Source organism: Rhizobium sp. TAL182 (assembly GCF_002117725.1).
GTDB lineage: Bacteria > Pseudomonadota > Alphaproteobacteria > Rhizobiales > Rhizobiaceae > Rhizobium > Rhizobium esperanzae.
Map to the genome: position 1 here is coordinate 1,038,837 of NZ_CP021024.1, position 20,757 is coordinate 1,059,593.

Consider the following 20,757-nt stretch of genomic DNA (forward strand, 5'->3'; position numbering starts at 1 on the left):
GATCACCAAGCATCGGGTACAAGTGCTGAGCTGTTCTACGCTGGCCGGAATACGCCTTCGGCCTTCCACCGAAACTGAGAATCACGCATTTCGGGCTCTCGGTCCCATCACGGTCACAATTCTTTGAAGGAAGTTGGTTCACCGTGGCTTGTGAGCGGCCGTCAGGCGTTATATCGCACAGTCACGCCGTCACTCATTACCTATGGGGAACCCATGCAGATGTCCGAAATGCAACTGACGAAACGCCGCCTCCTGGGTGGGATCGCCATCGCCGCAGCTGCCGCAGCGCTTGCCGCCTGCAACGACAGCAAGGACGCTGCCGATGCATCGTCTTCCGGCAAGACCATGGCCGACGGCACCAATGTCGACACCATGCAGACGGCGGCCACCTCGGGGACCGACATGCCTCAGTCCGACGGCGATGTCGATATGGCCGAGGTGCTGAAACCCGGCGCGCTGCCGGAGATGGCGCTGGGCAAGGCCGATGCCCCGGTCAAGATCGTCGAATATATGTCGATGACCTGCCCGCATTGCGCCCATTTCCACAACACCACCTTCGACGCCATCAAGCAGAAATATGTCGACAGCGGCAAGGTGCAGTTCATCATCCGCGAATTCCCCTTCGACCCGCGTGCCGCCGCCGCCTTCATGCTCGCCCGCTGCAGCGCGTCCAACCCGGAGCAGCTGAGCACGCCGGAACAGTATTTCCCGATGGTATCAATGCTGTTCAAGCAGCAGCAGGTCTGGGCCGCCGCCGATGACGGCCGCGCCGCACTGCTGCAGATGTCGAAGCTTGCCGGATTTACTGAGGATAGCTTCACGAAATGCTTGACGAACCAGAAGCTTCTGGATGAAGTGAACGCCACGCGGGAAAGGGGATCGAAGGATTTCGGCGTCAACGCCACGCCAACCTTCCTCATCAATGGCAAGCGCTACTCTGGAGACATGCCGGTTGACACCATGTCGAAGCTCATCGACAGCCTCATCTGAACCGGATCGTTCGACCACAACGGGCGACGGCGAAAGCTGTGCGCCCGTTTTTTTGTGGCTGCGTAGTGGCGGGGAACACCCCCCTCTGTCCTGCCGGACCCGGGGTCGAGCCACGGGTCTCGACCCGTCCTTCGGACCCCCACAAGGGGGGAGATCGGCTGGGGGGAACGTCTCATCCATCGTGACCCCTCTCACGACTGCGCTGCGTAAGCGTTCTATTGTTTGGGGAAGCCCTAGCCACTTGCCGATCTCCCCACCTGTGGCGGAGATGCCCGGCAGGGCAGAGCGGGGTTCCAAGCCCTCTGAGCGCCCCGGAGCTTCTGCATGAAGTTCAACAAGCTGCGCCTGGTCGGCTTCAAATCCTTCGTCGAGCCGACGGAATTCATCATCGAGCGGGGGCTGACCGGTGTCGTCGGCCCGAACGGCTGCGGCAAGTCCAACCTCGTCGAAGCGCTGCGCTGGGTGATGGGCGAGAATTCCTACAAGAACATGCGCGCCTCCGGCATGGACGACGTGATCTTCTCCGGTTCCGGCAACCGCCCGGCCCGCAACACCGCCGAAGTGGCGCTCTATCTCGACAATGGCGAGCGCACCGCGCCCGCTGCCTTCAACGACGCCGACGAGATCCAGGTCACCCGCCGCATCGAGCGCGAGCAGGGCTCGCTCTATCGCATCAACGGCAAGGAAAGCCGCGCCAAGGACGTGCAGCTGCTGTTTGCCGACGCCTCCACCGGCGCCCGCTCGCCGTCGATGGTCGGCCAGGGCCGCATCGGCGAGCTGATCCAGGCAAAGCCGCAGGCCCGCCGCCAGCTCCTCGAAGAGGCGGCCGGCATATCGGGCCTGCATTCGCGCCGCCACGAGGCCGAACTGCGGCTGCGCGCCGCCGAAACCAATCTCGAACGTCTCGACGACGTCACCTCGCAGCTCGAAAGCCAGATCGAGAGCCTGAAGCGCCAGGCCCGCCAGGCCAACCGCTTCAAGACGCTATCGGCCGATATCCGCGCCCGCGAGGCGATGCTGCTGCATATTCGCTGGGTGCAGGCCAAGGAAGCCGAGGCCGAGGCCGACAGCGCCCTCAACCAGGCAACCGTCATCGTCGCCGAAAAGGCGCAGATCCAGATGGAGGCCGCCAAGCAGCAGGGCATCGCCAGCCTGAAGCTGCCGGAACTGCGCGAGGGCGAGGCGCGTGCCGCCGCCGCCCTGCAGCGCTTGCAGATCGCCAGAAGCCAGCTGGAGGAGGATGCCGGCCGCATCCTGCGCCGCCGCGACGAGCTGACCCGCCGTCTCGCCCAGCTTGCCGAGGATATCCGCCGCGAGGAGCGGCTGGTGGCCGACAATGCCGTCATCCTCGCCAAGCTCGACGCCGAAGAGGTCGAGATTTCAGAGGTGCTGGCCGATTCCGGCCGCCATGCCGAGGAGAGCCGCGAAGCCTTCGAAGGGGCGGCGGCAAAACTTGCCGACAGCGAACGCGTCTTCACCCAACTGACGGCCGAGCGCGCGGAAGCCGCCGCCGGCCGCAACCAGCTGGAGCGTGCCATCCGCGATCTCGCCGACCGCCGCATGCGCCTCGAGCGGCAGATGAACGAGGCCAACCAGGAACTTGCGGCTATCGGCGAGAAGATTTCAGGCCTGCCGGATCCCGACGAGAAGCGGGCGATCGTCGAGGCCGGCGAAATCGCACTTGCCGATGCCGAAGCCGCCGTCCAGACGGTCGAACAGGCGCTGGCCGCCGCCCGCCAGGCCGAGGCATTGTCGCGGGCCCCGGTCGATCAGGCCCGCGCCGGCCTGAATGCGCTGGAAACCGAGGCCCGCACCATTTCCCGCATGCTCGCCGCCGGTGCGGCGTCCGGGAAATTTGCGCCGGTTGCCGAAGAACTGAAGGTCGACCGCGGCTTCGAAACGGCGCTGGGAGCAGCACTTGGCGACGATCTGGAATCGCCGCTCGATGCCGAGGCGCCGGCCCATTGGTCTGTCAATGGCGATGGCGCCGGCGATCCGGCGCTTCCGCCGGGCGTCACGCCGCTCATCGCCCATATCAGCGCGCCATCAGCTCTCACCCGCCGCCTGCGCCAGATCGGCCTCGTCGCCGATGGCGATGCGGGACGCCTGATGGCGGTCTTGAAACCCGGCCAGCGGCTGGTGACGAAGGAGGGTGCGGTCTATCGCTGGGATGGCCATGTCACCGGTGCCGACGCGCCGAGCGCAGCAGCGCTGCGCCTTGCCCAGAAAAACCGCCTGGCCGAACTCGAAAGCGAAGCGGCAATCGCCCGCGACGTGCTTGCCGAGGCCGAGGAGCGGCAGACAGCGGCGGCCGAAGCGATCCGCATCGAGGAGCGGCGGCTGGCCGAGGCCCGCGACATGAGCCGGCTGTCGGCGCGTCATCTGGCTGAAGCGCGCGAGGCGCTGGCTGCCGCCGAGCGTGCGTCCGGCGATCTGATCCGCCGCCGCGACGTCGTCAGCGAGGCCGCGAGCCAGCTTGGCGCGCAATTGGAAGAGATCGGCATCCAGGAGGAAAATGCCCGCATCGAGCTGGAGGATGCGCCCGATCTGACCGAGATCGATGAGCGGCTGCGCTTCCAGCAGGCGGAGGTCGCGACCGACCGCGGCACGCTCGCCGAGGCCCGCGCCCGTCATGAAAGCCTGGCAAGGGAAAACGAGGCCCGCCAGCGCCGCATCATCGCGATCGGCCAGGAGCGCGAGACCTGGCGCCAACGGGCGGAAAGCGGCGAGGATCACGTCGCCACGCTGCGCGAGCGCGAGGAAGAGGCGCGCGAAGAGGCGGCCGATCTGGAAATGGCGCCGGATGAATTCGACGACAAGCGCCGCGCCCTGCTCAGCGAATTGCAGAAGGCCGAGGAGGCGCGCCGCAACGCCGGCGATCTGCTGGCCGAAGCCGAACGTATCCAGCGCGAGGCCGACCACAAGGCGGCGACCGCGCTTTCCGAACTTGCCGAATATCGCGAACGCCGCGGCCGCGCCGAAGAGCGCCTGGTCTCGGCCCGCGAACGGCGGCACGAAAGCGAGGTCCGCATTCGCGAGGCGCTGAACGTGCCGCCGCATGAAGCACTGCGGCTCGCCGGGCTGCAGCCGATGCAGGCGCTGCCCGATCCGCGCGAGGTCGAGCGCGATCTCGAGCGGTTGAAGATGGAGCGCGAGCGGCTCGGCGCCGTCAACCTGCGCGCCGACGAGGAGCAGAAGGAGCTGAGCGAAAAGCTCGAAGCCCTGATCAAGGAGCGCGACGACGTCATCGACGCGATCCGCAAGCTGCGCGGCGCCATCCAGAGTCTGAACCGCGAGGGCCGCGAGCGCCTGGTCGCCGCCTTCGACGTCGTCAACGGCCAGTTCCAGAGGCTGTTCACCCATCTGTTCGGCGGTGGCACGGCCGAACTGCAGCTGATCGAATCCGACGATCCGCTCGAAGCCGGCCTCGAAATCCTGGCCCGCCCGCCCGGCAAGAAGCCGCAGACGATGACGCTGCTCTCGGGCGGCGAGCAGGCGCTGACGGCGATGGCGCTGATCTTTGCCGTCTTCCTCACCAATCCGGCGCCGATCTGCGTGCTCGACGAGGTGGACGCGCCGCTCGACGACCACAATGTCGAGCGCTATTGCAACCTGATGGACGAAATGGCGGCTTCGACCGAAACCCGCTTCGTCATCATCACCCACAATCCGATCACCATGGCCCGCATGAACCGCCTCTTCGGCGTCACCATGGCCGAACAGGGCGTCTCCACCCTGGTCTCCGTCGACCTGCAGACCGCCGAGCGCCTGCGCGAGATTGCGTGAGGTTTGCATGGGGCTGTGGATCCCAGGCTCAAGGCCTGGGATGACGGAGATTGAGGGGACGGAGCGGCAAGAGGCGCATACCGGTCGGATGCGTCGCCGCATTGGTCTCCGGCCATCCTGCGGCTTGAGCGGTGGCTCTTTGCTTCCGCAGGAGCGCGACTAAAGCTGATATCGGCTGCGCTCTTTCAGAAGGGCTTCGATCCGGCGACGCCGGGCAACGGCGATTGCGACCAAGAGTGTGACAAGCACCGCGAGCCCCAAGCTTGCGATCGAAAGCGTCAGCAGCCACCTTCCCAACCGCCGCACCAGCGACGGAAAATCGGTATTGAGCCAATGCATCGCATTCGCCGTGTAGCCATTGGCCGAGATCCAATCCCGCATCAGAGCCAAGCGCCCGCAATGAACATCGGCGTACAAAACCTTCACTTCCCTGATCTGGTTGAGGAAGGTCGATGCATCGACGACATTCCCCTCTAGATAGGCGATCTGTGCAAGCGTATAGGCCGCGAGCGAAGGGTCGATCTCCATGGGCGGAGGGGCGGAAGCGGACGTCTTGCCCACCGCGATCGAACCACGAAGATTGACGCCCAGGCCTCCGGATCCGTCGGTGACGGGCTGTGGCAGAGTTATGGGGCTGGGGTATGCCGCGCCGGCGGCGAGATAGAGCTCCGAACGAAGGCGCTGCGAGAATTGCTGGGGCAGGGCTTCACGACGCGAGTGCTGGGAAAATCGATAATCATCGAGTGCGAAGAACGCAACGAAAGCCATCGCGCTCACGGCGCCGAGATATCGCGATCGGCGCGTGGCAAGAACGATCGCGGCAAGGCATATCGGATATTTGAGCCAATTCAGCAATAGGGGCCCGACCGTCCAGTCGTCAGCGCCGGCGATGACGGCAACGCCGTTCCGCTGTGCATAATCGGCCGCACTTCCGGCAAGCGCCACGAAATGGAAGGCGGTGTTATCAGCCGCCTCAGGCAGCCAGACCCAATAAGCCGCGAAAGCTGATAGCGCGGCAAAAGCCAGAAGGCCAAGGACAAACAGAAGGTAGCCGCGTGCGCGGGAGGTGATTGCGTCGACCGCGCGCTCGCCATTGGCAATCGAAGACGGTTTGGGCAGTTTGTTTGCGATGCGGCTGCCGAACACGCCTGCCGCGCGTTTGACGGCGTCCGGCAGGTTGGCACGGCGCTCTTGCAGCTCGCGCTCGATCGACAAAACCCTTCGGCTTCGGCGCACGATCCACCAGCCGAGCCCATTCGTCAGCGGCGCGGCGATTGCAAAGAACAATGCGGCCGATAACAGCAGATAGGCCTTTTGCGATTGAGCGGCATTGCCGGCCAGGAACTTTTCGCGCGCCTGCGGCCCAAAACCGCCGGAGGCCAGCGCGAAGTTCCGGATCGCCTGAAAACGGCTTTGATCGAAATTATTCAGAAGGAAGCCGCTTCTTTCCAGCTTGTCGAGTGCGGCCGCGGCAGCAGCCACATTGCCGCGAAAGGCCTCCGCCTGCGCCAGAAAATACGGCATGATCCTCGCGTTTCCATCCGGTTGCGTCCGATGATCTCCGTTCGCATCAGCGGCAGCCTGGTAGATGCTTGCCGGTAAATCCGAGGGGCGGATGACCCTGTATTTCTCATAGGTCGGCCGAGCGCTGAAATCCCGCGAAAACTCGTACATCACTCCGCCGACAATAGGGGTGCCCGGGATGCCGAGGACAACAATGGCAATGATCGCGCGGCGGGAAAGCGGAGCATAAAATGCTAGGCCAATGAAGGCGAAAAAGGCGAATGCGAAGGGGGCGAGCACTTCTGCCCGTCCGAACAATGCCCAGCATATCAAAAAGAATGCGACTGCCAGGCCCGTGAAAAACCAACGCCCCCGGATGATCATTCCGGCGGTCGCAAGGGCGATGATGAAGGAGACATAATGCGCATGATAGGGCAGGTTCGCGAGCCCGGTCTCAACTGGGGCGTCCGTGGATTTGACGCCCGACAGGCCAAGGGCATTGGTGAAGCCGTCGAGCACGTAGATCGAGCCGCCCAACATCCTGAGATCGGTCGGATCTGACGGCCATGTATAGGCGGCTGCGAAGAGCAGCATGAAGCCGGCGAAAGCCGATCCCTGTGACAGCAGCGACAGCAGATTGGACCGGCGGCCCAGTCCGGCATGCTCTTCTTCACCGGTCTGATCGATCTTTTCCGGTATGGGAGTCGCCGCAGCCGAGGCCGGGCCGGCCATGCGCCTGCCGAAAGCCGAGGCGTCAGCCACCGTCAGCTCCGGCGGCCTTCACGCCGGACAGCATCTCGCCGCGAAGGCGTTCGAGCTCGCCGATCGCCTGACGGCGGTCCGTCGCTCCCTTCTCATGGGCATCGCGAACGTCGGTCAGCGTCAGCAGGATCTTATCGTGAACATGCTGCAGCGTTTCCACGTCGACGACCAAGCGCTGGTTGGATTTCGCCGTCGCCACGGAGTTCTGATGCAGGAGCTCGGCATTCCTGCGCATGATGTCATTGGTGGCGCTGTCTATGCTGTCGGCCAATGCGACGGCGCTTTTCTGCTCGTCGAGGGTCAGGGCCAGCATGAAGGCGCGTTTCCACGCCGGCAAGGTCAACTGGCGGATCGTCTGGAATTTGTCGACGAGCGCGAGATTGTTTGCCTGGATGATGCGAACCATCGGCAGGGTCTGCATGGCCGCATGCTGAAGCACGCGCATATCGTCCGCCCGCTTCGAAAGCTGCTGACGGTTTGCTTCGAGCACGGCCAGATATTCGCTCGAGGCGAGGTCGCCGGAGGCGCCGTTCTGGCGGCCGATTTCCGCCTCCATGTTGCGAAGCCGCAATTCGATTGCCTGGACGTGCTGGCCGAGCGCGACATATTCGGCGCGCACGCCCTCATACATCAGCTGGTAGTCTTGATTTCGCCGCGACAGCGTTTGGGCCGTTGTCTCGATTTGCGCCACGAGCTTGTCGACCTGGCCTTTGACGGTATCGAACCGGGCGACGGCGCGTTCCTTCGTGCGCGCGATCCGCTTCAGGAGGCCGCCGATAACAGGAATTCGTCCGACCGAACTGTCGAGTGACGACAGGTTGAACTGCTGCGCTGCGAGGACGATCTCGTTCAGTTGCGCCCCGGTGCCGTCGAGGTCGGTCGCCCGCGCCGTTTGCAGGATCTCATCGGCATATTGGGATGAGCGCTCGGCGACTTCCCGGCCGAACTGCTGGATCGACAGCGCCGACTGCAGGTCGATCGTCGCGGCCAGACGAGCGACTTCCGGATCGATCGAGTGGTCGCTGACGGCGGCACTTTGGCTGTTGTGCAATGGCAATGCTGCCTTGATCATTCTTGTCCAACCCTCTTCAGGAAGCCTATGAGATTGCTGTGGGCATCGAGAAACGCAGTTGCGGCGGAACTGCGCGGTCTTACGGCCTCGCCGTGAATGATCGCCAGCGCGTTTCGCTGCCAAAGAGGCAACAATAGCGTTTCGATGTCGGTGAACCTGTCGAGCAACGAATCAAGCACACTGGCCGAGAGCTCGATCTGCTGGATCGTCAGCGCGTTGGCTGCCTCCATCGCCATGATGTTGGCAAGCCGTCGTTCAAACCTGGCGACGAGAGAAAGATCCGAGCCGCTCGACTGCGAAAGCAGCCGCTGGCCATCCGAAATCACGCCGGCAAGACGCTCCTGCTCGCCGATGAGCTGCAACCGCGTTTCGTCAAGAATTCCCCGGATGCGTTTGCCGACCTGCGCCGCCCGGCTCAGCTGCCGGAAGAGGTCGGCGACCCTGTGGCTGGCAAGCTCGAACTTCAGGCGGGCTTCGACGGCTGCGCCGGTGAATCGGCCGATCGGTCCCTGCTTGCGCAGCATCTTCTGGAGGTCGATACCCTCCAGCATTTCAACGAGCTCATTGGCAAAACTGCGGATGTCGCGGGCCGGGGCCGAACTCAGAATATCATTGTCCATCTTCGGCGAGCGGGCCGCCATATCAAGGGCGGCGATCGCCTTGTCGTCGATCGCCTGCGGCAGAGAGGACTGCTCATCGCCCACGGTGGGCAAATTGTCCGCAGTGGAATTGAAATGCTTGGCGCCAGGGGCAATCACGATGGGGCTCACAGGATAAGGCTTTTGAACCGCAATCTCCGCGCGAAAATTGAAAATAGAATGAATCTGCTCGCACGCCTTTTACGGGCATGGCATTATTTGGCGGCTGTGCAGCCAAGCCTGGGATCACCGAGGAGAGGTCTGGTCGCTCCCTGCGCGATGAAGCTACGACGGGCGCGACGGAGCAAGCTGCATTGCCCGTGCGTCTGGCAACAAAGCCACTACACTCTCCGTCATCCGAGGGCTTGACCAGGCTTGACCCCGGGATCCACGGGCGATCCTGGGCGGACTGTTGGTGGAGGGATGGTGTGGGGTTGACGGAGCAGTAGTGGCGCGCCAAGGCCCACGAGCCGCATGGGCCCAGTGAAGCGAACTGCGAGGGCGGCGCCCCAAGCTGCATCGCCGGTGCGTTTGGCGAGAACGCCAGCCCCACCCTCCGTCATCCCAGGGCTTGACCCTGGGATCCACAACCAGGCACACGGCTTCTATTTCTCTGCGGTCAACGCCATCGCTGTTCACTCAGTGCCAGCCGCATGGACGGAGAGGCGAAAACGCCGGAATGCGAAGCAATCAATGACTCATCCCGATGGTCCTCCCGGCATGATCCCTGATCACCCGCCCGATGCGGCCTGGAACACTGCGAGCTGGGCGGCGAAGGCGCGTTGATAGGCCGGCCGCGCTTCGCCGCGGGCGACATAGGCGGCGAGGCTCGGATAATCGTCGAGGATATTGGCTGACTTCAGCCGCAGCAGCACCGACACCATCAGCAAGTCACCGGCGCTGAAGGTGCCATCGAGCCAGTCGGCATCGCCGAGATGAGCGGAAAGACTGTCCAGCCGTTTGCGGATGCTGCCCTCGAGGGCACGCAGGCGCTGCTCGTACCAGGGCTCGTCGCGCTCGAGGATCCTGGCGAGGCTGTGCTCGAAGATCGGCGTCTCCACCGTATTGAGCGCCGCAAACATCCAGGCGATCGCCCGCGCCCGGCCATTGGCATTCTCCGGCAACAGGCTGCCATGGCGCTCGGCGATATGCAGGACGATCGCGCCGGATTCGAACAGGGTAAGATCGCCTTCCTCATAGGTCGGGATCTGCCCGAAAGGCTGGCGCGCCAGATGCGCCGGCTGCTTCATCGTCTCGAATGAGACGAGGCGAACCTCATAGGGCTGGCCCGCTTCCTCGAGCGCCCAGCGAACCCGCATGTCGCGCGCCAGTCCCCGGCCGCGATCGGGCGAACGTTCAAAGGCGGTAATGGTGATCGTCATCGCTTTCTCCATCGCTAGTCTGCATTGAAGACGTGTGGCCCAACGGAATTCCGACACTCACCGCCGTCTCGTTTCGAGAGGGTCGCATCGACGACAAGGCGGTTGTTCATCGGCCGGTCGGGACTCGCTCGAGACGGACTCCGCACAAATCGCGCGCAATTTTCCCGCATTCGGCGATAAACACCAAAAAAGGTCGGCTGTCTTGGGGTCCGTACCCCATTTGGATGATGCTCTTTTCTCTGACTTGCATTAGAAGTTGTTTCAACGCAACCTGATGACTTTGCTGAAAAGCGGGCGGTCAGCGTTGCGTATTGTCGAATTTGCGATGCGCTTTCCGGGTAGAGGGCAAGGACCCGGAAGGTGTTTGAGCAATCCCGGGAAATCCTGAGGTATTGCACAAACGAAGATCAGGGCGGTTCCATGAACCGTCCTGGGTTGAGGGACCCCCCGTCCGGTTTTCCTGGCCGGACGGAAACAAGGCTTTGCGGGACATTGTTGCAGTCCCGCAAAGCTTTTTTTATGCCTTGTTCACATCAGGTGCGGTTCAGGCCTTCGACCGCTTGATTGCGAAAATTATTGTGCGCCGCAGCATTTTCGCCGCATTTGTGGATTTTCATTTCAACACCAAGGCATTAAGCTAATTCCTAAGTTTGTTGACGGACGTCGCTTTCTACTCGGCGTCATCCTCGGCCTTGTGCCGAGGATCTGCTGCCCTATCAAGCGGATGCAGATGCTCGGCACAAGGCCGAGGATGACGAAAGAGAAGTTGGCGGCGTTGTCGACAGCTGAGGGATCACGCTGATCCTTCCGTGGTGTTGGGGGGAAGATGACCAAGTGGGTCTACAGGTTCGGCGACGGGCAGGCTGAGGGTGGCGCGCGCGACCATGAGATGCTCGGCGGCAAGGGCGCCAATCTTGCTGAAATGTGCGCTCTTGGCCTTCCCGTTCCGCCGGGACTGACGATCGTCAGCGATGCCTGCGACACCTATTATAAAAATGGCGGCCATATCGACGAGCGGCTGAAGGCCGAGGTGCGCGACGGCATAGCGGCGATCGAGGCGATCACCGGCCGCCATTTCGGCTCCACCAGCCAGCCGCTCCTGCTTTCGGTGCGCTCCGGCGCCCGCGTCTCGATGCCCGGCATGATGGACACGGTGCTCAATCTCGGCCTCAATGACGAGACCGTACAGGCGCTCGGCCACGATGCCGGCGACGCGCGTTTTGCCTGGGACAGCTACCGCCGCTTCATCCAGATGTATGCCGACGTCGTCATGGGCCTCGGCAACGACGCCTTCGAGGAGATCCTCGAAGACGAAAAGGCCAAGCTCGGCCATGAATTAGATACCGAACTCAGCGCCACCGAATGGCAGCATATCGTCTCCCTATACAAAAGGCTGATCGAGGAGGAACTGGGACAGCACTTCCCGCAGGATCCGGAAGTCCAGCTCTGGGGCGCGGTCGGCGCGGTCTTTTCCAGCTGGAAGAGCGCGCGCGCCGTCACCTATCGCCAGCTGCACAATATTCCGGAAGGCTGGGGCACGGCCGTCAATATTCAGGCGATGGTCTTCGGCAATCTCGGCAATTCGTCGGCGACCGGCGTTGCCTTCACCCGCAACCCTTCGACCGGCGAAAAGGCGCTCTACGGCGAATTCCTCGTCAATGCGCAAGGGGAGGATGTCGTTGCCGGCATCCGCACGCCGCACAGCATCACCGAGGAGGGGCGGCTTTCCTCCGGCTCCGACAAGCCCTCGATGGAAAAGCTGATGCCGGAGGCCTTCCACGAGCTCAGCCGCATCTGTTCCGAGCTCGAGATCCATTACCGCGACATGCAGGATATCGAGTTCACCATCGAGCGCGGCAAGCTGTGGATGCTGCAGACCCGCGCCGGCAAACGCTCGACCCGGGCGGCCATGAAGATTGCCGTCGATATGGTCGATGAGAAAGTGATCACCGAGGAGGAGGCGGTGCTGCGCATCGAACCTTCGAGCCTCGATCAGCTCTTACATCCGACGATCGATCCGCGCGTCAACCGCCAGGTGATCGGCACCGGCCTGCCGGCCTCACCGGGGGCTGCGACCGGCGCCATCGTCTTCACCGCCGAAGAGGCGGTCGAGGCGGAGGCCGAGGGCCGCAAGGTCATTCTGCTGAGGGTCGAGACCAGCCCGGAGGATATTCACGGCATGCATGCCGCCGAAGGCATCCTGACGACGCGCGGCGGCATGACCAGCCATGCGGCGGTCGTCGCCCGCGGCATGGGCATCCCCTGCGTCGTCGGTGCCGGCACCATGCGCATCGATAGCCGCAACGAGCGGCTGCTCGGCATCGGCGTGACGCTGAAGAAGGGCGATGTCATCACCATCGACGGCTCCGCCGGCCAGGTGCTGAAGGGCGAGGTGCCGATGATCCAGCCGGAACTATCAGGCGATTTCGGCCGCATCATGGGCTGGGCCGACCGTGTCCGGCGCATGACGGTCCGCACCAATGCCGATACGCCGGCCGATGCCCGCGCCGCCCGCTCTTTCGGCGCCGAAGGCATCGGCCTTTGCCGCACCGAGCACATGTTCTTCGAGGGCGAGCGCATCCATGTCATGCGCGAGATGATCCTTGCCGAGGATGAGAAGGGCAGGCGGCTGGCGCTCGACAAGCTCCTGCCGATGCAGCGCCTGGATTTCACCGGCCTCTTCACCGTCATGCACGGCCTGCCGGTAACGATCCGACTGCTCGATCCGCCGCTGCACGAATTCCTGCCGAAGACCGATGACGAGGTGGCCGAAGTCGCCTTTGCCATGGGCATGGAGCCCTTGGCGCTGCGCCAGCGCGTCGACGCGCTGCACGAGTTCAACCCGATGCTCGGCCATCGCGGCTGCCGGCTGGCGATCTCCTATCCCGAGATCGTCGAAATGCAGGCCCGCGCCATCTTCGAGGCGGCGGTGGCGGCCGCCCAGGAGACCGGAGCGGCCGTCGTGCCCGAGATCATGGTGCCGCTCGTCGGCCTGCGCTCCGAGCTCGATTACGTCAAGGCCTGCATCGATGCCATCGCCGGCGATGTGATGCGCGAGGCCGGCATGAAGATCGATTATCTCGTCGGCACGATGATCGAGCTGCCGCGTGCCGCCCTTCGCGCCCATGTAATCGCCGAGGCGGCCGAATTCTTCTCCTTCGGCACCAACGACCTGACGCAGACCACTTTCGGCATCTCGCGCGACGATGCGTCGGCCTTCATCCCCACCTACCAGCGCAAGGGCATCATCGAGCACGACCCGTTCATCTCGCTCGATTTCGACGGTGTCGGCGAATTGATCAGCATCGCTGCCGAACGCGGCCGGCGCACCCGCAACGACATGAAGCTCGGCATCTGCGGCGAACATGGCGGCGACCCGGCCTCGATCCGCTTCTGCGAAACGATCGGCCTCGATTACGTCTCCTGCTCGCCGTTTCGCGTGCCGATCGCCAGATTGGCGGCGGCGCAGGCGGTCATTGCAGCGAGCAGGTAAGCCGGGCTCGTCAGTGACGATAGCGCCAGCGGTCGCGGTAGACATAGGGCCCGTTCAGATCCCAGGCCATGCGGTCCATCATCTCCGCGCTCGCAGCCCGCGATTCCGCCCGCCGGTCGAGATCGATGCGCTGCAGGCAGGTGGCAAACCCATCCGTGCCGCGGCGGAAACCATAGCTTAGGCACCGCTGCTCATCCGCCGCCCGCCGCTCCTCCGGCGTCATCGTCTGGCAGGCGGAAAGGCTGGCGGCGAGGGCGAGGAGGGTGAAGATAAGAGGGACGCGCATCGGGGTATTCCTTGCTTTTCCAGAAGGAAATGCCATTCGGGTGTTGGCGTCAAGTTGCGACTGCCGCCCCGGGAGAAGCGCCCGTTTTTCGCGAGGCGCCGGCCACCTGCCGATCTCGCTCCTTGTGGGGGAGATGCCCGGCAGGGCAGAGGGGGGTTCAAAGCCCTCAGTGCGTCGCAGTCGGACGGCTTTCATACTATCAATTATGGTGATCGTGCCCTTTGTTTTGGTTCGCGTAGCGGCAGGGGCACCCCCTCTGTCCTGCCGGACATCTCCCCCACAAGGGGGGAGATCGGCTGAGGGCACTCTCCTCATTCTCCCTCATTCCTGTGACATCCCTCGGGCAAAGTCCTGAGGACAGGAAGGAGGGAGCGTGAGTATGCGCTCTCATCAGGCTTTCACGCCGCCCCAGCCGGATCCCCGATCGGCAGCAGCGCCGGATCGAGCGGCGGGTCTTGCGGGTTTTTCGTATCGCCGGGGTCCTGTGCCGGTGTCAGCGGTGGTTTTTCCTGGGTTCGGTCGGGAATGCCGGGTGTCGGCGTCGGGCCGCGTGGGGTATCGGCATTCGGTATCGGGTCTCTGTTGGGCATGATCGCCTCCTTTTGAAAAAAGGAACGGCAGCCCAGGCAGATGGTTCCACTTTCGCCGCCGGCGATTCCTCTGTATGAGGGGCTTGCAAATATTGGAACGAGCATGGCCATCCGCGATCGATTTTCGAAGAAACTGAACTGCCCGCAATGCGGCAATGCGGGTTTTGCCGAGGCCTCGGAGATCGACGATCCCAAGCGCAAGCACCCGGATTTCAAGGTCGATCAGCTGCCGCGCGGCTTTGGCGTGCAGCGCGCCGCCAATCACCAGGAAAGCTTCATGATCAAGTGCGAGTGCGGCCGCAAGTTTCCCTTCCGCAGCCTGGCGGAAGCCGCGGCCGAGCGGCGTTGAATCTCAACAATGACGCTCAGATCCGCTCCAGCACCTCGATGAAGGCATCGGCGAAACGCACGAGATGCGCGGTGTCCTCGTCGGGCGCCTGCATGCGGATCTCGGTGCCGTTCTGATCGAGCAGCGCCAGCACGACGCGCATGTTCTCGCCATCGGGAATGCGCAGCACGGCGATGCGCCGGCAATCCTCGATCAGGCCGGCGGCCGGCAGGTCGAACAGCAATTCGCCGCCGGAACGGCCGGCTGCCTGGCGCACCGCCTCGCAGAAGCCGGCATCGCCGCCGGCATAACCTTCGAGTGAAAGTTCGAGCTCGACGAGCTCCATCGGCAGCGCCGGTTCGGTGTGATCGATCCCGCCAAGCGCAGACGCCTGCGGCCTTGCTGTTATCTCGGGTGAAATCATCCCGTCTCTCCTGTACATGACCCCGGAGATGAAACCGCGGCAGAATGGCCTTTTTTTTACATATCAGCAAGGGCTTATGAAGGTGGGCGGCCGATTGCCCGGCGGTCTCCGCTGAATTCCATCTGATATTCCGAGACAACAGTTTCAATTCAGCCGAATCTTGCACTAAACAGGGACATGGCGATTTGCGTGGTTGAGGACGCGGCGCTGACGAGCAACCGGTAAGTTTGATGGCCATCCGCTACGACCGCCCCGTTTCCAGCGCCGCCCGCTTTTCGCGGCTGCTCGGGGCATTTTCGCTGGTTCTGGCGCTGGCCGTGCTGATCGCCCATCGCTTCGGCGGGCTCGCCACGCCCTATCTCGTGCTGCTGCTGTTCACCGCCGCCGGCTTCGCGCTGCTTGCCGCCCTGCTTGCCGCAATCGGCCTGCGCAGCCTCTGGATGACCGGGGCCGAAGGCGGGCTTGCCGCCCTCGCGGCGCTGATCTACGCCGCCTTTCCGCTCGGCATCGGCGCCTTTGCCGCCGAGCGTTACCTGACGCTGCCTGACATCTATGACGTCTCCACCGATCCGGTCTCGGAACCGGACTGGCTGTCGCCGCCGAAGGCCGACCAGATCTGGCTGAAGCGCAATCTCGTGACGCCCGAGGATCGCGAAAAGCAGATTTCAGCCTATCCCGAACTGACCGGCCGGCGTTACGAAGGCGCGCTCGACCGCGTGCTGGAAGCGGTGCGCAAGGTCGCCAAGCAGAGCGGCTTTACGATCGTCAAGAGCACCGGCACGACCGAGCCGGACCGCGATCTCGAGGACAGGCCGGCAAAGCCCGCCCCCGGCGACGATGCCGTGACCGACGCGCCCGGCATCATTCCCGTGCCGACGCCGCGCCCCTATGACGACGACGTTGCCAAGCTGATCCGTGGCGCCAACGGCGTGACGCTGCAGGCGACCACCCGCACGCTGATCCTCGGCCTGCGCTTCGATATGATCATTCGCCTCCGCGAAGAGGCCGAAACCACCTTCGTCGACATCCGCGTCGCCTCCCGCTACGGCCAGCACGACCTCGGCTTCAGCGCCGAAATCGCGGGGGATTATCTGAAGGCGCTCGACGCCGAACTCCTGGGGATTTCAGGTGGGTGAGCAACGGTGGCGCAAAGCGCCAGCAATCGATCCGGCGAATCCATTGCAGCGGCGAACGCACTGAGCCCAAGCGAAGGGCCGGGATACGGCGCGGCAGACTCGACCCGCTTCCGGTGCCGCAAACTCGACGTCTATTTCGTATTACCAAAGTCCACCACCCTCATCCGCCTGCCGGGCCACCGACCGGGGTTGAGCCACGGGTCTCAACCCGTCCTTCGGACCCCCTCGGGGAGAAGAGGACACGCCGCGAACTCTCTATTCCCCGCACGGTCTCGCATGGCTCGATCGCCGAAAACGATGCGGGTCAGCGTGCAAGATCACCCACGGCGGCGATGATCTCCGCGGCCGTCGGGAAGATGCAAAGGCAGTTAGGTCCGTCCAGCGCCTCGATCTGTGCCCAGGCGATGGTGCCGCTCGCATCGACCAGGAAGTGTCCGACGAGCTGGGTGGCGTGCTTGGCGAAGATCGCATGATCGGCTTCATCAAGCTCGAAGCGGTCCTTGGCGTTGAGGATTGTATTGGCTTCCATCGGCTGGAGCGGTTCCGGTAACTCGCCCGTGGGATTGATGCGCGCCGCCTGAAACTGCGCCATGGTCGCGGTGTAAGGCCATTCCGGCGGCTCGCTGCTGCCATCGGGCTGGAACTCGGCATGGGGCACGCCAAAGGCGCGATGCGTGCGGCAGTCTGGATCGCAGAGCAGCGTCACCGGCGTCGGACGGTGGCGGAAATACAGGCGAGCGCGTTCCACCGGCGTGTTGATAACGGCCACGGTCTTCACCCCGGCGGCGTTGAGGGTGGGCTCGATGCCGGCAAGCTGTTCGAGCTGGCGTCGGCAGAAGGGGCAGTGCAGCCCGCGAAAGAATCCGATCAGGAACGGCCGGCCGCTCAAGTCGGCCAAGGAGACCGTTCCGTCGAAGTTGGCTGTGGCGAGCTCGAACGCGGGCGCGGTGTTTCCAGGCTGCAGCGGGCGCTTCTGGTCTCCCATGGAATAATTCCTTTCCCGGAGCGTCTCAGGTGAAACGACCGAAATGGAACTATAGCACTTGCTTAGAGAAGGCCCATCGCCCGATGGAGTGATGGGTGAGCAACGGTGGCGCAATGCGCCAGCAATCGATCCGGTGAATCGATTGCAGTTACGAACGCTCTGAGGGGGCGGCCAGGCGCGTCGGCTCAGTCAAGCACCACCTCTCACTCCAACACTAGCCACCCCGAATACCGCACCACCAGCCCCGTCAGCCGCCCGCCGATCTCGACGTGAAAGTGGAAGCGCCCATCGCGCTCCTCCTCGTAAGTATCCCCACCCGGCGCCAGGAACAGCGGCAGCGGAATGCCGCAAAATCGCCAGCCGCGCACCATGAGCCTGAGCTTCTGCCCCTCCGGCACCAGCGCCAGCAGCACCCGGAACGGCCCGAACACCTCGGCGAGCAGGTGGCGCTCGCGGCCCGTGCCGGCGGCCTGCCAGCTGCGGAAGGTCTTGCCCCCGAAAGACCGCGTCCAGATCTCCTTGTCGCCATCCGCGACAAAGCGCACCGCGACCGGCACATCCTCGCCGGCGGCGGGAAAGCCGATGATGCCGGCGATCAGCCGGGCGAGGAGCCCGCGGCCGCGCTCGATCCGCGCCCGGCCGGAGGCAAGACGGGTGCCGCCGCCATGGATCGCCGCAAGCGCCGGCGGCAGGCTCTCCCAGGCGTCGCCGAGGATGCGCCGGTAGAGCGGTTCGGCCTCTTCCGCGTGCTCCAGCCGGATGCCGGAGGTGATCGAGAAACGCTGGAAGGCGGCCTCGAAATCGGCCAGCGGCAATTCCCCCGCCGCCGGCCGGGCGCCGCTTTGCGGCCGCTGGCCATCGAGCAGCCGGCGCACCAGCGCCTCGACGCCGAGGACCGGGATGAATGGCCCGTCATCACCTTCGGCAATCAGCGACCAGTCCGCCGTCAGCCGCCGCCCATCGCGATCAAGGCCGCCCAGGCGCACGAACATGCCGCCGCGATGGGCGCCGACGGCGAAGCGATGGCTGGCGGCCTGCAGCAGCCGCGCAAACGGCGTGAGCGAGGGTAAGAGCCCGACCTCCACCAGCCGGGCGGCAAAGCTCAGCAGCCGCTGCAGCGCCTGCGGCTCGGTGCCGACGCCGGTGAAGGTGGATTGCAGGCCGGCAATGTGCCGCGGCAGCAGCGCCAGATCGGGTGCATCGACCAGCAGGAAAGTCCGGCTGGCGAGCGGCGCCACACCGGGCGGCGCGATCGCCACCCGCATCTCGTCGATCAGCCCGCGCCCCTCGGCCGGCTGCCCCTCGCGCAACAGCGCCACCGGCTTGCCGGCATAACTTGCGATGGCTCTCACGACATTGAGCCCGATCTTCACATGCGCCGATGGGGCAATGCCGGCCGCCATGCTGTCGACGCGGGCAAAATGCGGCGCCATCGCCTCCAGCGCCGCAAAGGAGAGCGCCGGCAGGCTGCTGAGCCCCGAGAGCACGAAGGTGCCCTTCGCCTTCGCCTCGGCATCGAGCCCGCCGATGCCGGCGACAAAGCCGCTGCTGTCGGCGAGATCGGCATAATCGATGCCGAGGTCGATGCAGGCCCGCACCACCTTATAGCCATCGCCGGTGAAGCTCTGGAACGGCCCGGAGGCATCGACGACGAGATCGGGCCTGAGCCGTGTCAGCTGCTCCCCGAGATCGCCGTCGCGATCGAAGACCACCGCCTGCAGCCAGGCGCCGAGATCGTTGCTGCCGAGCCGCCCGGCGCCGCCTTTCGGCGACCGGAGATCGAAGACGAAATCATCGGCCTTTTCGAGCGAGCGGCCGGCAATCAGCAGCCTGAGCCTGGGCTCCTCGCCGAGCAGCCGGGCGAGCCGGCCGCCGAAGGCGCCGTAGCCGCCGATGATCAGCAGGGAAAAGGTGCCGCCGCTCATGCGATGAAGCGGCTGCGCTGCTCCGGTGTCGGCACCATGCAGCTCTGCCGTCCGGCAATCTTCAGCCGGTTGCGGGCGATGAATTCATAAAGCGCATCGGCCGCGCGCCGCGGCAGGAGCCGAAAGAGCTTCGCCAGCGAATAGGGAAAGCCGAGGCTCGCCACCATGCGGATCGTGCCGTCGGATTTGAAAAAGGCGCGGCCGCCTTCGATCAGGATATTGGTTTCGTAGTCGCGCGTATCGAGGCCGTAATGCCGGTAAAGCGCCTCGCCGACCGGCGTCTGCGCCGCGAGGAACCGGTATCGCCGCCGCCTGTCATGCTTCAGCACGAATTTCACCCAGCCGGAGCAGAAGACGCATTCGCCATCGAAGACGATCAGCGGCCGGTCATCGGCAAAGGCGGGAACGGCGGGATCGTTGCGATAGCTGTAATCGGCGCGGCCCATGCAGATCTCCCTCCGCCTCTCTTTACGCCGGCCGGTAGCGCGCGGAAAGCGAAGGCGGCCCATCCGCGACAATCGCGCCGCGCTCCATGAGATGCTCGATATGGGCGAGCACGGAAAGGGCCGCCGCCCCATGCAGTTTCGGATCGGTATCACGATAGATCGCCTTCACCATCTCCGCTATCCCTTGGTCGCCGGCCGCAACCCGCGCCAGCACCGCCTGCTCGCGCCCCCGCCGATGCGCCTTCAGCGCCGGCAGGAAGCTCCTCGGCTCGCGCACCGGCCCGCCATGGCCGGGCAGCAGCAGGCCGTCCTGGCGCTCCATCAGCCTGTCGAGCGATGCCATATAATCCGCCATCGAACCATCCGGGGGTGCGACGATCGAGGTCGACCAGGCCATGACATGATCGCCGGAGAACAGGATCTCCCGGCCTTCGAGCGCGAAGGCGGCATGATTGGCCGTATGCCCCGGCGTCAGCACCGCTGTCAGCGCCCAGCCATCCCCCGTAATCGTCTCGCCGTCGCCGAGTGTCAGATCCGGCACGAACTCCATATCCGAGCTTTCGGCAAAGGGATTGACCTCACCGGCCCTCAGCGGCCGCGCCGGCCGATGCGGCCCTTGCCCCACCGTCACCGCCCCGGTTTCCGCCTGCAGCCGGCGGGCAAGCGGCGAGTGGTCGCGATGCGTATGGCTGACGAAGATATGCGTCACCGCCCGCCCGGCAATCGCCGCCATCAGCGCTAGATAATGCGCCTCGTCCTCCGGCCCGGGATCGATGACCGCGACCGAGGAAGCGCCGACGATATAGCTGTTGGTGCCGTAAAAGGTGAAAGGCCCGGGATTCTCCGCCGTGATCCGCTCGACCCCTGAAACCACCGGCACGGCGCGCCCATAGGCCGGCTCGAAAGCAAGGTCGAATGCGGGGCTTTCCATGCGGAACGATGCTCTCGAGGCCGATGACACCGCCCATTCCTAGCATGGGCCGCTGCACTCTGCAGCGCATAAATCTGCGG

The 20,757-nt window shown here is 64.4% G+C and carries 17 protein-coding genes; 6 read left to right on the forward strand and 11 right to left on the reverse strand.

The window, feature by feature from the left end:
* Positions 1 to 213 precede the first annotated feature (213 nt).
* Together Tal182_RS05175 and Tal182_RS05180 are read left to right on the forward strand one after the other, a co-directional pair.
* Positions 214 to 990, forward strand: a complete 777-nt coding sequence (locus Tal182_RS05175) for a DsbA family protein (protein ID WP_064800960.1) — start codon at positions 214 to 216, stop codon at positions 988 to 990.
* Positions 991 to 1,314: 324 nt separating this feature from the next.
* On the forward strand, positions 1,315 to 4,776 hold the full coding sequence (locus Tal182_RS05180; protein ID WP_085858352.1) for a chromosome segregation SMC family protein: 3,462 nt from the start codon (positions 1,315 to 1,317) through the stop codon (positions 4,774 to 4,776).
* Between the two features lie 159 nt (positions 4,777 to 4,935).
* Here the strand turns inward: Tal182_RS05180 and Tal182_RS05185 are convergent, their stop codons facing one another.
* From Tal182_RS05185 to Tal182_RS05200, 4 genes are all read right to left on the reverse strand, one after another.
* Complete coding sequence (locus Tal182_RS05185) at positions 4,936 to 7,041, reverse strand: hypothetical protein (protein ID WP_245344811.1); 2,106 nt, start codon at positions 7,039 to 7,041, stop codon at positions 4,936 to 4,938.
* Complete coding sequence (locus Tal182_RS05190) at positions 7,034 to 8,113, reverse strand: toxic anion resistance protein (RefSeq protein ID WP_085858354.1); 1,080 nt, start codon at positions 8,111 to 8,113, stop codon at positions 7,034 to 7,036. Before Tal182_RS05190 ends, Tal182_RS05185 begins: the two co-directional genes overlap by 8 nt.
* On the reverse strand, positions 8,110 to 8,883 hold the full coding sequence (locus Tal182_RS05195; protein ID WP_085858356.1) for a hypothetical protein: 774 nt from the start codon (positions 8,881 to 8,883) through the stop codon (positions 8,110 to 8,112). Before Tal182_RS05195 ends, Tal182_RS05190 begins: the two co-directional genes overlap by 4 nt.
* A 599-nt stretch (positions 8,884 to 9,482) precedes the next feature.
* Complete coding sequence (locus Tal182_RS05200; protein ID WP_085858358.1) at positions 9,483 to 10,133, reverse strand: glutathione S-transferase family protein; 651 nt, start codon at positions 10,131 to 10,133, stop codon at positions 9,483 to 9,485.
* A gap of 482 nt (positions 10,134 to 10,615) precedes the next feature.
* Between Tal182_RS05200 and Tal182_RS32120 the strand changes: the two genes are divergently transcribed.
* Positions 10,616 to 10,774: a hypothetical protein gene (locus Tal182_RS32120; protein WP_164517758.1), complete on the forward strand. Its 159-nt coding sequence runs from the start codon at positions 10,616 to 10,618 to the stop codon at positions 10,772 to 10,774.
* A 185-nt stretch (positions 10,775 to 10,959) separates the two neighbouring features.
* On the forward strand, positions 10,960 to 13,626 hold the full coding sequence (gene ppdK, locus Tal182_RS05210; RefSeq protein WP_085858362.1) for a pyruvate, phosphate dikinase: 2,667 nt from the start codon (positions 10,960 to 10,962) through the stop codon (positions 13,624 to 13,626).
* 10 nt (positions 13,627 to 13,636) lie between these two features.
* Here ppdK and Tal182_RS05215 read toward each other — a convergent pair whose 3' ends face one another.
* Positions 13,637 to 13,912, reverse strand: a complete 276-nt coding sequence (locus tag Tal182_RS05215) for a hypothetical protein (protein WP_064800964.1) — start codon at positions 13,910 to 13,912, stop codon at positions 13,637 to 13,639.
* A gap of 398 nt (positions 13,913 to 14,310) precedes the next feature.
* A complete protein-coding gene (locus Tal182_RS05220; RefSeq protein ID WP_041678836.1) occupies positions 14,311 to 14,502 on the reverse strand; it encodes a hypothetical protein in 192 nt (63 codons plus the stop codon).
* A 103-nt stretch (positions 14,503 to 14,605) separates the two neighbouring features.
* Between Tal182_RS05220 and Tal182_RS05225 the strand changes: the two genes are divergently transcribed.
* Positions 14,606 to 14,851 carry a hypothetical protein gene (locus Tal182_RS05225; protein WP_064800965.1) on the forward strand — a complete coding sequence of 82 codons (246 nt, stop codon included), beginning with the start codon at positions 14,606 to 14,608 and terminating at the stop codon, positions 14,849 to 14,851.
* 16 nt (positions 14,852 to 14,867) lie between these two features.
* Here Tal182_RS05225 and Tal182_RS05230 read toward each other — a convergent pair whose 3' ends face one another.
* Positions 14,868 to 15,254, reverse strand: a complete 387-nt coding sequence (locus tag Tal182_RS05230; protein ID WP_064800966.1) for a hypothetical protein — start codon at positions 15,252 to 15,254, stop codon at positions 14,868 to 14,870.
* A gap of 230 nt (positions 15,255 to 15,484) precedes the next feature.
* Here Tal182_RS05230 and Tal182_RS05235 point away from each other — a divergent pair, with 230 nt between their 5' ends.
* Complete coding sequence (locus tag Tal182_RS05235) at positions 15,485 to 16,390, forward strand: DUF1499 domain-containing protein (protein ID WP_085858364.1); 906 nt, start codon at positions 15,485 to 15,487, stop codon at positions 16,388 to 16,390.
* Between the two features lie 304 nt (positions 16,391 to 16,694).
* On the opposite strand, the gene Tal182_RS05240 is transcribed toward Tal182_RS05235, so the two are convergent.
* The 4 genes from Tal182_RS05240 to Tal182_RS05255 form a co-directional block, all read right to left on the reverse strand.
* On the reverse strand, positions 16,695 to 17,375 hold the full coding sequence (locus Tal182_RS05240; protein WP_085858366.1) for a peroxiredoxin-like family protein: 681 nt from the start codon (positions 17,373 to 17,375) through the stop codon (positions 16,695 to 16,697).
* Between the two features lie 203 nt (positions 17,376 to 17,578).
* Positions 17,579 to 19,300, reverse strand: a complete 1,722-nt coding sequence (locus Tal182_RS05245; RefSeq protein ID WP_085858368.1) for a DUF4166 domain-containing protein — start codon at positions 19,298 to 19,300, stop codon at positions 17,579 to 17,581.
* Entirely contained in the window at positions 19,297 to 19,746 is a 450-nt protein-coding gene (locus Tal182_RS05250; RefSeq protein WP_085858370.1) for a DCC1-like thiol-disulfide oxidoreductase family protein, read from the reverse strand. The genes Tal182_RS05245 and Tal182_RS05250 overlap by 4 nt, the downstream gene beginning before the upstream one ends.
* A gap of 22 nt (positions 19,747 to 19,768) precedes the next feature.
* Positions 19,769 to 20,677 (reverse strand): MBL fold metallo-hydrolase, encoded by a 909-nt coding sequence (locus Tal182_RS05255; protein WP_085858372.1) that lies wholly within the window; start codon positions 20,675 to 20,677, stop codon positions 19,769 to 19,771.
* Between the last annotated feature and the right edge of the window lie 80 nt (positions 20,678 to 20,757).